Source organism: Variovorax sp. SG517, from assembly GCF_013376045.1.
Lineage (GTDB): Bacteria > Pseudomonadota > Gammaproteobacteria > Burkholderiales > Burkholderiaceae_C > Variovorax.
In genome coordinates this window covers 234293-247436 of the sequence record NZ_JABMJG010000010.1, presented here as the reverse complement: position 1 = coordinate 247436, position 13144 = coordinate 234293, and the positions used below count along the sequence as shown (strand labels likewise).

Sequence of the window (13144 nt, the reverse complement as noted above, 5' to 3'; positions counted from 1 at the left end):
AAAGGCACGCGAACGAAAAAGCCGCAGGCCATGTGCGGTGACTGCGGCTTTCGTCGCAGAGGGTTCAACGGGCTTCCAAACCCGATCACGTTTTCTTCGTGACGAGCGGAGTGTATCTGTCGAGGTACGAGCTCCTCAAGAGTTCGCATGAAAACTGAAGTCTCGCCACCCACAAAAACGCTTATGCCATTCGACGAGTCTGCGGGTAAGCTTCATTGCTTACAAGAAGAAACGTCATGACCGCCACCCTAATATCTTCAATCCGAGTTTCAGATCTTTTTGGCCTTTATAGCTACCGTCTACCTAGTCAAGGCGAGCTTTCAAATGCCGCCATTCTGTATGGTGACAACGGCATGGGTAAGAGCACTCTGCTACGGCTGGCATTTCATCTGCTCTCAGCAGCAAACAATCGGGGGCATCGTAGTGCGCTCTACCAAGCCGAATTTAAAATTCTAGAAGTCACTCTGACATCCGGCACAACTCTTTTAGCCAAATTTACTGGCGATCCCTTAGTAGGGAAAACCTTAGTTTTGAGCATTCTCAGAAATAACCGAACACAAATAATATGGGAATATAGACCAGGTGCCTCTAGCCGTTTTGCAAGCGATGTAGATACAACGGTATTTATTTCGCATGACGGGAAACTCGTCCGCCGGGAGGTCACAAAAAAAAGAGGAGCAGAAGACTCTATTAAACGAGGAGAGCAAGAATATCTAAAGTCTTTGGATGCACTGGCTCCCACGCTCTTCATTCTTAATGCTGACCGCCGCTTAGATAGCGACAGCGTTTCAGATCCGAGTGACGAAATGGAGCTTCGCCGGGTCATGCGATACGACGAACCCAAAAGAATTAATGAACTCGTTGTTCGATCGCGTGAAATTGCTTTATCACAAGCGCTAGGTAGTGCGGCGAGATGGATTGGGCGAAAAGCTGTATTGGGCGCCAATCAGGGATCGATGAACGTGCACTCTGTATATGTGGACGTACTCCATCATCTCCTTTCTCCCTCGTCTGATCAAGACACACCAATTAGTGCTGATGCTACGGCAACATTGCAGAAGCAATTGGTTAACATTGAGACCAAGACTGCAGAGCACGCCAGATATGAATTGGCAACGCAGTTATCGACATCAGAGTTCAGAAAAGCCCTCGGGGGAAGAAGCAAAAAAAGAGCTCCCTCGCCGCGGAACTCCTTAAGCCATATGTAAAAAGCCTAGAAGGTCGCCTCGAAGCCGTTGAACCTATTTACCAAATAATTGATCGCTTTGTAAGCATAGTTAATAGTTTTCTAAGTGACAAATCAATAGCATTCAGCCTTAGTTCCGGATTTAGCATCCAAAACCGACTGGGCGCCCCACTTACACCCGCCCAACTATCATCCGGAGAGCAACAACTACTTCTGCTATTTAGCTACGTCCTCACTGCTCGCGATCAACCAAGCGTATTCATGATTGACGAGCCGGAAATTTCTCTAAACATCAAATGGCAGCGCCAATTGGTCCAATCACTCTTGGACATTACAAAAGGAGCCACCATTCAATTTGTCTTTGCATCACATTCGATGGAGTTACTCGCGCAGCATCGCAGCCGGGTAGTAAAACTGGTCGATCAAAAATGACAATTGAAACTCGCTCCATCGAAGAACTTAAGGCGCGATACGAACTCGAGCCAGAGCTTGACGACGTTTATGTAGAGGGATTTTTTGACAAAGAAGTGCTAACGAGCCATCTTGCCGGAAGTAATTCCAAATCAAGAACAATCTATGAAATAGAAACCGTAGATATTCCAAATAAATTACTAACTGCACTCGGCCTAACTACGGGCAACAAACAAAGAGTAATTGCACTGGCTACCGAGCTTGAAGAGATAGCGAATGAATGTGCATATCGATGCCTCGTAGACACAGACTTAGATTTTTGGCTAGAAGAAGTTCGTAATATAAAACGGCTGAATTGGACCACCTTTTGCACGCTCGAGCTTCACCTTTTAACCGAAGAGGTTTTGCGTGAAATTTTGTTTACAGCAAGTAACGCAAAGATAAACGACTTCGAGGCCTATTGCAAATCGTTGTGCAGCGTGCTTTGCGACTTATATGCACTGAGACTCTCAGACAAGCAACTAGAACTCAATCTCAAGTGGCTCCCCTATGACAAATATCTATCAATCAAAGATGGGATTATTTCATTTGATCTAACCCGCTACGCAAGCAACACGCTACGCACGAACGGCCATGGAAAAATAGAAAAAGAATTCATGGCAACCTCGACAAATTGGATGCAGAAGTTTGGTGATGACTGCAGGCATCACTCAAGAGGTCACGATTTCGTACACTTGATTGCTTGGTCTGTCAACAATTTCAAAGGCATCAAAGAGTTCTCATCAAATATAGCAATCGAGCGGCTATTGATTTTGCTGGCGCGCAATGTCCCCGGCATTAGCAACGACCTCAATTGAGTCAATCTTTTGCGGTCGAAATTCTCTTCGTAGGTCGCAGAAAAAGCACGATACCGCTGATTTGTCTTATTGAGAGTAAAGATAGTTGACTTCAACGCAACTATCTAATGTTCCAGCCCCCATTTATCCGCAAAGGTAACCGCAAGACACTCCTCCCCATCCCAGAAGGAGTGCCTCATGCCCATCGCCCTACTCGCGCTAACCCTCAGCGCCTTCGCCATCGGAACGACAGAGTTCGTCATCGTTGGCCTCATCCCCACAGTCGCAGCCGACCTCCACATCGGCCTCCCCTCCGCCGGACTGCTGGTCAGCCTCTATGCGCTGGGCGTCGCCATCGGCGCGCCGGTGCTCACCGCGCTCACGGGCAAGCTGCCGCGCAAGGCGCTGCTGCTCGGGCTGATGGCGCTGTTCACGCTCGGCAATCTGCTGGCGTGGAAGGCGCCGAGCTATGAATCGCTGATTGCCGCCCGCGTGCTCACGGGGCTGGCGCACGGGGTGTTCTTCTCGATCGGCTCGACGATTGCCACCGGCCTGGTGCCGAAGGAAAAGGCGGCGAGCGCCATCGCGATCATGTTCACGGGCCTCACGGTGGCGCTGGTCACGGGCGTGCCGCTGGGTACGTTCATCGGGCAGCACTTCGGCTGGCGCGAGACTTTCCTGGCCGTGTCTGCGCTGGGCGTTATCGCCTTCGTCGGCAGCTGGGTCTTCGTGCCCGGCAACATCCGCCACACGCCGCCGGCCTCGCTGGCGCAGCAGGCCAAGGTGCTGGCCGAGCCGCGCCTGCTGCTGGTGTATGCGAAGACGGCCATCGGCTATGGCGGCTCGTTCATTCCGTTCACGTTCCTCGCACCGATCCTCACGGAGGTGTCGGGCTTCAGCGCCGGCGCGGTGGGCTGGGTGATGCTGGTTTACGGTGTGTCGGTGGCGGTGGGCAACATCTGGGGCGGCAAGCTGGCCGACCGCAAGGGCCCGATTCCGGCGCTGAAGATCATCTTCGCGCTGCTGGCCGCGGTGCTGCTGCTGTTCAACTTCGCGGCGCCGCACAAGTGGCTGGCGCTGCTGGCGGTGCTGATGTGGGGTGCGGTGGCTTTCGGTAACGTGCCGGGGCTGCAGGTGTACGTGGTGAAGCAGGCCGAGCGCTTCACGCCGCAGGCGGTGGACGTGGCCTCGGGCCTGAACATCGCGGCCTTCAACCTGGGCATTGCCGGCGCGGCCTGGGCCGGTGGGCTGATCGTGACGCACCTGGGGCTGATGCACACGCCGTGGATCGGTGCGCTGGTGGTGCTGGTGTCGCTGGCCCTCACGCAATGGAGCGGAACGCTCGACCGCCGCGCGGGCATTCCGGTTCGCGCCTCGGGGCCGGTGCCGGCCGGGCATTGAGCGCTGCCTTTCCTTCTTCTTTCTTTCCTCTTCGCTTTTCAATGCACAAGGACAACACCATGAACACGCACAACCCCATTCCCGCCTTCGGCCTAGGCACCTTCCGCCTGAAGGGCCAGGTGGTCATCGACTCGGTGAAGAACGGCCTCGACGTGGGCTACCGCGCCATCGACACGGCGCAGATCTACGGCAACGAGGCCGAGGTGGGCCAGGCGATTGCCGAAAGCGGCGTCGCGCGCGAAAGCCTCTTCATCACCACCAAGATCTGGACCGACAACTACGCCAAAGACAAGCTGGTGCCCAGCCTGAAGGAAAGCCTCGCGAAGCTGCGCACGGACTATGTCGACCTGACGCTGATCCACTGGCCCTCGCCCGGCAACGCTGTGCCGGTGGCCGAGTTCGTGGGCGCGCTGGCCGAGGCCAGGGCGCAGGGGCTGACGAAGCACATCGGCGTGTCGAACTTCAACATCGCGCTGATGAAGGAAGCCATCGCGGCCGTGGGCGCGCAGAACATCGCCACCAACCAGATCGAGCTGCACCCCTACCTGCAGAACCGCAAGGTGGCCGAATTCGCGAAGAGCCAAGGCATCCACATCACGTCTTACATGACGCTGGCATACGGCAAGGTGCTGAACGACCCGGTCGTCGAGGCGATTGCCAAGGCGCACGGCGCGACCACCGCGCAGGTGGTGCTGGCCTGGGCGATGCAGCTGGGCTATGCGGTGATTCCGTCGTCCACCAAGCGCGCGAACCTCGAAGGCAATCTGAAGGCGCTGCGGCTGAAGCTGTCGGACGCGGAGATGGCACAGATTGCGGCGCTCGACCGCAATGAGCGGCTGACGGACCCGGCCGGTCTGTCGCCGGCCTGGGACTGACAACGGCAGGCCGGCCGCCGGTCTCCTCCCCTACCAGTACACGGGCTTGAACCCCCAGGCCTGTGCCGCAAACCCGGTGAAGCTCAGCGGGTTTGCAACGGCACTCGCAGCCGAGGTGTCGCTGGTAAGCCCGATGACCACCGGCGTCTGCGAGTTGCTCGCCCCGTACTTGCTCTGTATGTACCAGTAGCCAGGCACCTCGGTAGCCAGCAGGCTCCAGAGCTGGGTGTCGAGGTCGCCCAGTGCCTTGGGCTGCATCACCACCGGGCCCGCGCCGGTGGTGGCGTGGGGCTGCAGGGTCATGACGTACTCGGTGCCCATCAGTGTCTGCAGATACCACCAGCCCGGCGCCTGCGGCCCCGCAGGAACGAACAGCCACTGCTGGTTGCCGGTTTCCGGCAGGTTGACCGTGTACCCGATGACTTCCGTGCCCTTGGCGGTGTTGTTTCCGTTCACGTCCAGCACGTAGTGGTTGCCGGGCAGGTATTGGATGTAGTACGGCCCGAGGTTCAGTTCGCCCGTGGAAGTGCCGGATGCTGCCTTCGGTGCTGCACCCTTTGTTGCGGTGATCGACATCGTCGTTTCTCCTTTCCGGGAATGCGTTGGAGCGTTTGCTCGGTATGGGTGGATGCGGCTCAGGCCGTCCGCACGGGGCCGAGCACGTGGTCGACCCAGTACTTCTCGAGCAGGACTTCCGCATGCGCGGTGTCCGCATGCTTTCCCTTGTCCTGCAGCAGGTCGATGGCCGGCTGGTAGGTCGTGTTCTCGGGAATGAAGAAGGGCAGCGTCGGGTTGATGTTGACGTAGCGCTCGCCCAGCAGCATCTTCCCGATCATCGGCATGAGTTCGGTCGAAGTGCCGTTCAGGCACATGTCGAGCACCGGCGAAGGCTTCGCCTGGTTCATGAGGAATGGCGGCGTGTTGTTGAACGGGTTGGCAACGCCGTTCATCCACTGGTCGGCACCCCAGTTCCTGGTGTCGCTGGCAATCCAGTCGGGCATGTAGCCGGTGCCGAAAGTGATGGCCGTGATGTCCTCGAGCGCATAGCCCGCCTTCACCGCCAGCGCAATCGCCGCGACTGTGGGGTCGTGGTTGAAGAAGGCACCGTCGACGTTGCCTTCGTAGGAGCCCAGTTGCCCAGGCATCGCGCCGCTGGAAGTGGCCGCCTTCGCGATAGTGACGTCGCCGAGCTCGGGGTCCATGTTGGTGTACATCACCGGCTTCCAGGGTATGGGCGTCTGCAGGGAGTTCTTCACCTCGAGCCCGCCGACGTTGAAGGTCACGAACAGCGCCTTCTTCCAGTCGACATCCTTGACCTTCTTGTTGCCGTGGAGCGCGAACTGCGAGCCGTAGGCATCCAGGATGTCGTACGCGGGCTCCTTCGGGTCGGTGTTCATCTTGTCGTAGAACGGGATCTCGCCCCTGCCGATGCGCTCGGTGAAGAAGGTGACGAGGTCCGACGGGCTCTTTCCCGCGAGCAGTTCGCTGGTGATGATCGACCCCGTCGAGCAGCCCGCGATGAGGTCGGTGTTGTCGAGCATGTGGGGGAACTTGTTGTAGAGCTTGTTCAGCACCGACACCGACATCAGCCCTCGTATGCCGCCGCCAACGAACGACAGGATGGTGAATTTCGCGTTTTCCGCCATAGCCAACTCCTTTCAAGAGAAATGAATTCCATGAAATGACTTCCCGGCCGGGGAAGCGGAGTCTGGGCGTTCGGCATCTTTGCCGCTACGAGTGGAATCCCGTTCAATCCAACTCTGTAATTCCGCAAGCCGCGCAAGCTTTCGGAATGAAACCTGGAGCGGCGGAAATTGCCGCGAAGGTTCTCTTCTTCATGCGGCGCTCGCGCAAGAAGCATCGAGCGCGTACCTAAGTTCGCGCTCTTCGTTCGCGGTCATTGCGAGCACGAGGGTGCGGAATTCGGCTTTGTAGCAAGGCAGCATCAGCGCTGCAGTGAGTGCGTGGGTGGTTTCGCTGCCGCGCGCGATGTGCGCGTTGCACGCCATCACGCTTCGATGGATTTCGAGTGCACGCGCGACGCGGGTGGAAGGCGGCTTCGTCGTACTGCTGCCGCTGCTTCTGATGATGAACATTGCCAGCTCCTCTTGGCGCGCTTTGAATGGCACCGTGAGGTCACTCTATTCAGAGGCTGGCGGAGTGGTGAGTAACAACATCGTCGTGAATTCCGACGACAGGATTGGTGCCGGAGCGCATGAATGCGATCATTCGCGGCGGCAGGGTGCAATGCCCTGCCCGTGGCGCGCAGGTGCCATCGCCAACAAACAGACGAGGAGATTCGCGTGGATCAAAGTGTCCGGAGGGTGTTCGTCGTATTTGCGCGTCCGTTGCGCGCCGCGTTGCCGGTTTCCCTGCTTGCGGCTGCATTGCTGCTCTCGGCCTGCGGTGGTGGTGGCGGCGGAGGAGGTGGTGGCGGAGGAGGTGGTGGCGGAGGCGGAGCCGTCCTCCCCATCGTGGTGGCGCCGCCCGCCAGCGGCGGAGGCGGCGGTGGCGACCCGGGTGCAGGCAGCGGCTATCCGCATGCGTCGGAGCCCATCGGCACGGTGCGCCAGATCTACGACGGCGCCCTGTCTCCAGACCTGGCCGTCAACACGTACCGCAACATCGACAGGCTCTTTCCCACGCGCACCATCGAGCCCGGCGGCACGCCGTATGCGCTGCCCATGGCCGCCACGCAGCTGACGCAGCTCAACTTCATGGTCGGCACGACGGCGTACAAGCTCGCTGATTTCATGTCGACCAATCGCGTGGCCGGCCTGCTGGTGCTGAAGGACGGCAAGATCGTCAACGAGACCTACCAGTACGGCAACACGCAGAAGACGCGCTGGATGTCGATGTCGGTGGCCAAGTCGATCACGTCGACGCTGATCGGCGCGGCAGTGAAGGACGGCTACATCGCCAGCATCGACGACCCGGTCATCAAGTACGTTCCGCGACTGGCCGGCAGCGCCTACGACGGCGCGACGGTGCGCCACGTGATGATGATGGCCTCGGGCGCCAAGTGGAACGAAACGTACACCGATCCAAGCTCCGATCGTCGCCAGTTGCTCGAAGCGCAGATCAGCCAGAAGCCGGGCTCGGCCATGGACCTGATGAGCAAGCTGCCCCGCGCGGCCACACCGGGCTCCGTCTACAACTACAGCACCGGCGAGACGCAGGTGGCCGGGGAGATCGTCCGCAACGCGGTGAAGAAGCCACTGGTGCAGTACCTGTCCGAAAAGATCTGGTCCAAGTTCGGCATGGAGGCGCAGGCCAACTGGTGGCTCGACTCGCCCGACGGCGTGGAGATCGGCGGCAGCGGCATCAGCGCGACGCTGCGCGACTACGGGCGCTTCGGCATGTTCATCATGAACGACGGCGTCGCGGCCGGGCAACCGGTGCTGCCCACAGGCTGGGTGACGGAAGCGGGCACGCCCAAAGTGCTGAGCACCGGTACGAAGATCAACTATGGCTACCTCTGGTGGATACCGCCCAGCGGCCAATCGGCCACAGATGGAGCCTTCTACGCGACCGGCATCATGGGCCAGCAGATCTACATCAACCGCAAGGAAAAGGTCGTGATCGTGATCTGGGGCGCGCAGACGGACCCGATGGGCGGTGGCGTGTTTCCAGTGCTGCCGTTCTTCGATGCGGTGGTATCGGCGCTCAAGTAGCCGACGCGTGCGGGCAAGGCGCTCAGGGAGCCTTGCGCGTCGCAGCCCACTCCGAAAGAACCTCCACCGCCTCACGATCCATCTTCTGCATCGCAGGCAAGCTTCTCTGCGCCAGCGTCGCACCTGCCTCGGCGCGCAACGCTTCCACATCGATAGGATGCCGCGCCGCCACCGTCACGCCCTCGAAAGCCTCGCCCGACTGCGCCAGCGAAGCCGCGTAGTAAAGCTTCGCGATCCCCGCGATGTGCATCGCCGCCACGCACATCGCACAGGGCTCGCACGAGGTGTAGAGCTCGCAGCCCTGCAGGTCGACCGTGCCGAGCTTGCGGCACGCATCGCGGATCGCCTCGACCTCGCCGTGCGATGTCGGGTCATGGTGCGCGACTGAGTGGTTGAAGCCTTCGCCGACGATCACACCGTCTTTCACGACGACCGCGCCGAAGGGCTCGGTGCCGGGCTCACTCAGCGCCTGTGCAGAGAGGGCGATGGCCCGCTGCATGAATTGTTCCTGATACATGGTGTTCAGACCTTTTTGGTGGCCGTGCCGTCAAGCGCGACAAGAGATGGTGCACCGGCCCGCGCGCCGCGCGCATCGAAAAGACCCGCCGTGGCGTCGGCATAGCGGCGCGGATCGAAGCGCAGCATCAGCGGCAGCAGCACCACGACGACCGTCGCGAGGTAGGCCCACGCGAGCGTGAAGCCGCCAGTGTGTTCGCGCACCCAGCCGGTGACGAAGGGCGCAAGCGCGGCGATCATGAAGCCGACGCCCTGCATGAAGCCCGCCAGGGCGCCGGCCTGCGCGGGGTTGGGCAGGTGGTCTAGCGCGAGCACCATGCACAGCGAGAACGCGCCCCCGAGCCCGAAGCCCAGCACCACCGCGATGGCGACTGCGGGCACGGGCGCGTCGAAGGTCAGCGCGCAGAAGCCTGCGAGCTGCGCGGCGAGCGTGAGCACCAGCCAGGGCCGAAGGTCGCGCCCGCGGCTGCGCGCGATGGCGGGCATGACGAGCGCGGAGACCACCTGTGCGGCGGTCATCAGCGCGAGCACCGATCCGCCCTGCTGCGCGGTCCAGCCCTGCTGAGCATAGAAGTGCGGCAGCCACGCGACGAGGCTGGTGTAGCCGCCGTTGATAAGGCCGAAGCATGCGGCCAGCAGCCATGCGCGGCGGCTCGTGAAGCAGCGCAGCCACGAGAGGCTGCGCAGGCCTGGCGCCTCGGCGGCGGATGTGAATTCGATGCGCCGCATGTTGAGCCAGTAAAGCAGCGCGAAGACGGCGAGCAGCGCCCAGATCGCGAGGCCCGCGTGCCAGTCGGGCTGCGCGCCGCCGAATGCATGCGCCACCCACGGGCTGGCCATGGCGCCGAGGCCGCCGCCGCCCATGATGGCTGCGGAGTACAGCCCCGTCATCACGCCGATGCGCGCCGGGTAGGCCTGCTTGACCACGCCGGGCATCAGCGCCTGCACCAGACCCACGCCCGCACCGGCGAGCGCGGCGCTCCACAGCAGCGCCGCCGCGCCGCCGGCCACGTACCGACTGGCGCAGGCGACGGCAATGGCCGCGAGCCCGAGCGCGACGCCGCCGCGCGGTCCGATGCGCTGGCCGACCGCCGCGCCGAGGAGCGAGGTGGCACCCATCGCGAACATCGGCAGCACCGTCAGCAGTGCCACGGCATGGAAGCCGATGCCGGTCGCGGTGCGGATGGGTTCGAGCAGCGGGCTGCTCGACGTGAGAAAGGCGCGCAGGTTGAGCGCCACCAGCACGATGACGATCGCGAAGGCGATGCCGCCATCGCGGCTGTTCCGGCCTGCTTGCGCCGCCTTCACAGGAAGGTCAGGTCGGCCCGCAGCACGCCGTTGCGCGCCACGATGCAGCCGCCCGCCACCACCAGCTTGCGCACGGGGCGCGAGACGACGGCGTGGGCGACGGTCTGCGCATCGACCAGCACCAGGTCGGCGCGGCAGCCCGCTTCGAGCCCGTAGGCCTCGAAACCGCAGCCGCGTGCGCCGGAGTGCGTGACGGTGTCGAGTGCCACTTCGATCTCGTCGTCGCGGCGCAGGTTGTAGCGCAGGCCGATGATCATGGCGCGCTCGAGCATGTCGGGGTTGCCGTAGGGCGACCAAGTATCGCGGATGCCGTCGTTGCCGCCGAGCACGGTCACGCCGGCCTGCCTGCACGCCATGAGCGGCGGCACGGTGCGCGAAGGCGGAGCGCTGGTGACGAGCACCACGCCCAGCTTAGCCATGCGGGAAAGCAATGCCTCGCGCTCGCGTTCGGTCACGTCGCCCAGGCAGAAGCCGTGGCTGATGGCGACCTTGCCCTGCATGCCCAGCGCCTCGGTGCGCTGCAGGATCAGGTCGAGCGAGAAGGCGCCCATGGCGCCGGGCTCGTGCAGGTGGATGTCGACGGGGCGTTGGTGCTTGTGTGCGATGCCGAAGAGCACGTCGAGCGACTTCACCGGATCGCCGTCGATGGCGCAGGGGTCGAGGCCGCCGAGCACGTCGGCGCCCATTGCCAGCGACTGGTCGAGCAGCTCGGCCGTGCCGGGCCGGCCCAGCAGGCCCGACTGCGGGAAGGCGACGATCTGTATTTGCTGCAGCTTGCGCAGCGCCTCGCGAGTGCGGATGGTGCCTTCGAGATGGCGCAGGCCGGCCTGGGTGTCGACGTCGACGTGCGTGCGCAGCCGCGTGGTGCCGAGCGCGAGAAAGGCCTTGGCCAGCGCCAGCGACTGCGCAGCCGCGTCATGCCCGCTAGCGTGGCGGAAGGCGCGCTCGTTCTCGATCTTGTCGATGAGGTTCACGCCGACCTCGTTGCGGTACCAGTCCATGCCCCACATGGTCTTGTCGAGGTGCGTGTGGCCTTCGACGAGGCCGGGCAGCAGCAAGGCGCCGTGGCCTTCCTCGACGGCGGCACCGGCGGGAGCCGCGAGCTCCGGGCCGATCGCCGCGATGCGGTCGTCCTGCACCAGCACGTCGACGGGGGAGGCACCCATGGGGCGCACGTTGCGGATCAGGAGCGATGGCATGTGGGGCGGTCCGTTTCTTTGTCTTTAGACGTCAAGCCGGTTGGGCGGCGATGGCGCGGCGGGTCGTGTTCGGGGTGAGCAGCGCCACGATCACGAACACCAGCGCGTTCGTCGCCAGCGCCACCAGCCCGGTGTTGAGCGACTTGAACATCACCGGCGCGGCCGGGAACAGCGTACCCAGGTTGGAGCCGGTGGTCATCATGAAGGCCAGCACCGCGCCGCCCGCCAGGATGCCCGCGAAGGCGGCGTGCCTGTTGCCGAAGGGCTTCTTCATGAGGCTGAAGAGCAGCGAAGGCAGCAGCTGCGTGAGCAGGCTGGAGGCGAAGATCGCCACCGACACGATGGTGGTGCCGCCGCGCAGCACGAAGTACACCGCCACCAGCGCGAACGCCGGCAGCACGCCGCGCGCCACGCGCGAGACCTGCCTGTCGGTGGCGTTGGGCGCGAAGCCCTCCTTGTAGACGTTCTTGCCGATCACGGTGGAGGCCGTCAGCAAAATCATCGAGCCAGGCACCAGTGCGGTGAGCACGCCGGTGCCGCCTATCACGCCGACGAACCACGGGTCGAAGGTGTGCTTCACGAGGCCGAAGAGGGCCAGGTCGACGTCGGAGCCCTTGAGCCCCGGCACCTGAAGGATGGCCGCGAAGCCGACCAGGAACAGGAAGGCGATGACCACCTGGTACAGCGGCATCAGGATGGTGTTGCGCCGCACCGCACTCGCGCTCTTGGCCGCGTACACCGAGGTGAGGTTGAACGGGTAGAGGTAGTAGCCCAGCGCGGTCAGCAGGATGGTCGAGTTGTACCAGGTGAGGTTCAGGCCCTCCTTCGGAAACTCGAAGAAGCCTGGGTTGGCGGCGTGGATGGCGGTGAACATGGGCGCGACGCCGCCGTAGTAGTGCCACGGCAGGTAGATGCCGAGGAACACGGCGAGCGCGAGGATCAGGATGTCCTTCACGATGGCGATGCTGGCCGAGCCGTGGATGCCCGAGAACAGGATGTAGCTCACCATCACCAGCGTGCCGATCCAGATCGACACCTGCGGCGCGATGGAGCCGTACGAAGCTTCCGACACGATGATGCCGAGCCCGCGCAGCTGGATGGTGAGCAGCGCGACCATGCCCATGAGCGCGACGATGGACACCAGCACGCCGAGCGCCCGGCTGTCGTACTTGTGCGCGAAGAAGTCCGAGAACGACACCAGCTTGTTGGCCGTGGCGTAGCGCCAGATTGCCGGCAGCATCCAGAAGGCCATGAGGTAGGCCAGGCCGCCGTAGGCCAGGATGTAGAAGGCCGGCGAGCCCTTGCTGTACGACCAGCCGCTCGCGCCCAGGAAGGTGAAGGTCGAGAACGACTCGCCCGCCATCAGCAGGAACACCATGATGGTTCCCAGCCCGCGCCCGCCGAGCGCCCACTGCTCCAGGCTCATGGTGCGGCCGCGCCGTGCGAGCACGGCCAGGCCCAGCGCGCCGACGACGAACAGGGCGATGACTCCGAGCGCGGCGTTCATCGTGCGTCTCCGGCAGAAGAAGGCGCGTCGATGTCGCCCTCGGCGCGGTCGATGACCACCATGATGAGCGAGGTCAGCACCAGCCAGCTGACGTTCCACACCATCAGGAAGGGCATGCCGAGCACGAAGGTGGGCGCGATGGAGGACAGCCATCCCCCGCTGAAGAAGGCGGCGACCGGCAGTGCGGCAAGCCATTTGGCGGATTTCATGGAGGCCTCGATTCCTGTCTCT

At 62.3% G+C, this 13144-nt stretch carries 14 protein-coding genes; 6 read left to right on the top strand and 8 right to left on the bottom strand.

Annotation, left to right across the window (positions count from 1 at the left end; all coding sequences use genetic code 11):
• Positions 1–236 precede the first annotated feature (236 nt).
• From FHT32_RS27890 to dkgB, 5 genes are all read left to right on the top strand, one after another.
• Positions 237–1208 (top strand): hypothetical protein, encoded by a 972-nt coding sequence (locus FHT32_RS27890; RefSeq protein ID WP_176667806.1) that lies wholly within the window; start codon positions 237–239, stop codon positions 1206–1208.
• Positions 1109–1618 carry an ATP-binding protein gene (locus tag FHT32_RS35495; RefSeq protein ID WP_176667905.1) on the top strand — a complete coding sequence of 170 codons (510 nt, stop codon included), beginning with the start codon at positions 1109–1111 and terminating at the stop codon, positions 1616–1618. Before FHT32_RS27890 ends, FHT32_RS35495 begins: the two co-directional genes overlap by 100 nt.
• The gene (locus FHT32_RS27880) at positions 1615–2454 is read left to right on the top strand and encodes a DUF4435 domain-containing protein (protein ID WP_176667805.1); all 840 of its coding nucleotides are present in this window, start codon (positions 1615–1617) and stop codon (positions 2452–2454) included. Before FHT32_RS35495 ends, FHT32_RS27880 begins: the two co-directional genes overlap by 4 nt.
• A 177-nt stretch (positions 2455–2631) precedes the next feature.
• On the top strand, positions 2632–3834 hold the full coding sequence (locus FHT32_RS27875; RefSeq protein WP_176667804.1) for an MFS transporter: 1203 nt from the start codon (positions 2632–2634) through the stop codon (positions 3832–3834).
• A 59-nt stretch (positions 3835–3893) separates the two neighbouring features.
• A complete protein-coding gene (gene dkgB, locus FHT32_RS27870) occupies positions 3894–4709 on the top strand; it encodes a 2,5-didehydrogluconate reductase DkgB (protein ID WP_176667803.1) in 816 nt (271 codons plus the stop codon).
• A 30-nt stretch (positions 4710–4739) separates the two neighbouring features.
• Here dkgB and FHT32_RS27865 read toward each other — a convergent pair whose 3' ends face one another.
• From FHT32_RS27865 to FHT32_RS27855, 3 genes are all read right to left on the bottom strand, one after another.
• Positions 4740–5285, bottom strand: coding sequence for an RICIN domain-containing protein (locus tag FHT32_RS27865; RefSeq protein WP_176667802.1), 546 nt, complete (start codon positions 5283–5285; stop codon positions 4740–4742).
• Positions 5286–5344: 59 nt separating this feature from the next.
• On the bottom strand, positions 5345–6355 hold the full coding sequence (locus FHT32_RS27860) for a patatin-like phospholipase family protein (protein WP_176667801.1): 1011 nt from the start codon (positions 6353–6355) through the stop codon (positions 5345–5347).
• 189 nt (positions 6356–6544) lie between these two features.
• Complete coding sequence (locus FHT32_RS27855) at positions 6545–6805, bottom strand: hypothetical protein (RefSeq protein WP_176667800.1); 261 nt, start codon at positions 6803–6805, stop codon at positions 6545–6547.
• A gap of 207 nt (positions 6806–7012) precedes the next feature.
• On the opposite strand from FHT32_RS27855, the gene FHT32_RS27850 reads away from it, so the two are divergent.
• Positions 7013–8383, top strand: coding sequence for a serine hydrolase domain-containing protein (locus FHT32_RS27850; protein ID WP_371132262.1), 1371 nt, complete (start codon positions 7013–7015; stop codon positions 8381–8383).
• Between the two features lie 22 nt (positions 8384–8405).
• On the opposite strand, the gene FHT32_RS27845 is transcribed toward FHT32_RS27850, so the two are convergent.
• From FHT32_RS27845 to FHT32_RS27825, 5 genes are read right to left on the bottom strand one after another with little or no spacing between them, the layout of a single operon-like run.
• On the bottom strand, positions 8406–8882 hold the full coding sequence (locus FHT32_RS27845; RefSeq protein WP_256099186.1) for a nucleoside deaminase: 477 nt from the start codon (positions 8880–8882) through the stop codon (positions 8406–8408).
• Positions 8883–8905: 23 nt separating this feature from the next.
• Entirely contained in the window at positions 8906–10207 is a 1302-nt protein-coding gene (locus FHT32_RS27840) for a cyanate transporter (protein WP_176667798.1), read from the bottom strand.
• Positions 10204–11406, bottom strand: coding sequence for an amidohydrolase family protein (locus FHT32_RS27835; protein WP_176667797.1), 1203 nt, complete (start codon positions 11404–11406; stop codon positions 10204–10206). Before FHT32_RS27835 ends, FHT32_RS27840 begins: the two co-directional genes overlap by 4 nt.
• 31 nt (positions 11407–11437) lie before the next feature.
• A complete protein-coding gene (locus tag FHT32_RS27830; protein ID WP_176667796.1) occupies positions 11438–12913 on the bottom strand; it encodes a sodium:solute symporter in 1476 nt (491 codons plus the stop codon).
• Positions 12910–13122 carry a DUF3311 domain-containing protein gene (locus tag FHT32_RS27825; protein WP_176667795.1) on the bottom strand — a complete coding sequence of 71 codons (213 nt, stop codon included), beginning with the start codon at positions 13120–13122 and terminating at the stop codon, positions 12910–12912. The genes FHT32_RS27830 and FHT32_RS27825 overlap by 4 nt, the downstream gene beginning before the upstream one ends.
• Positions 13123–13144: the final 22 nt, after the last annotated feature.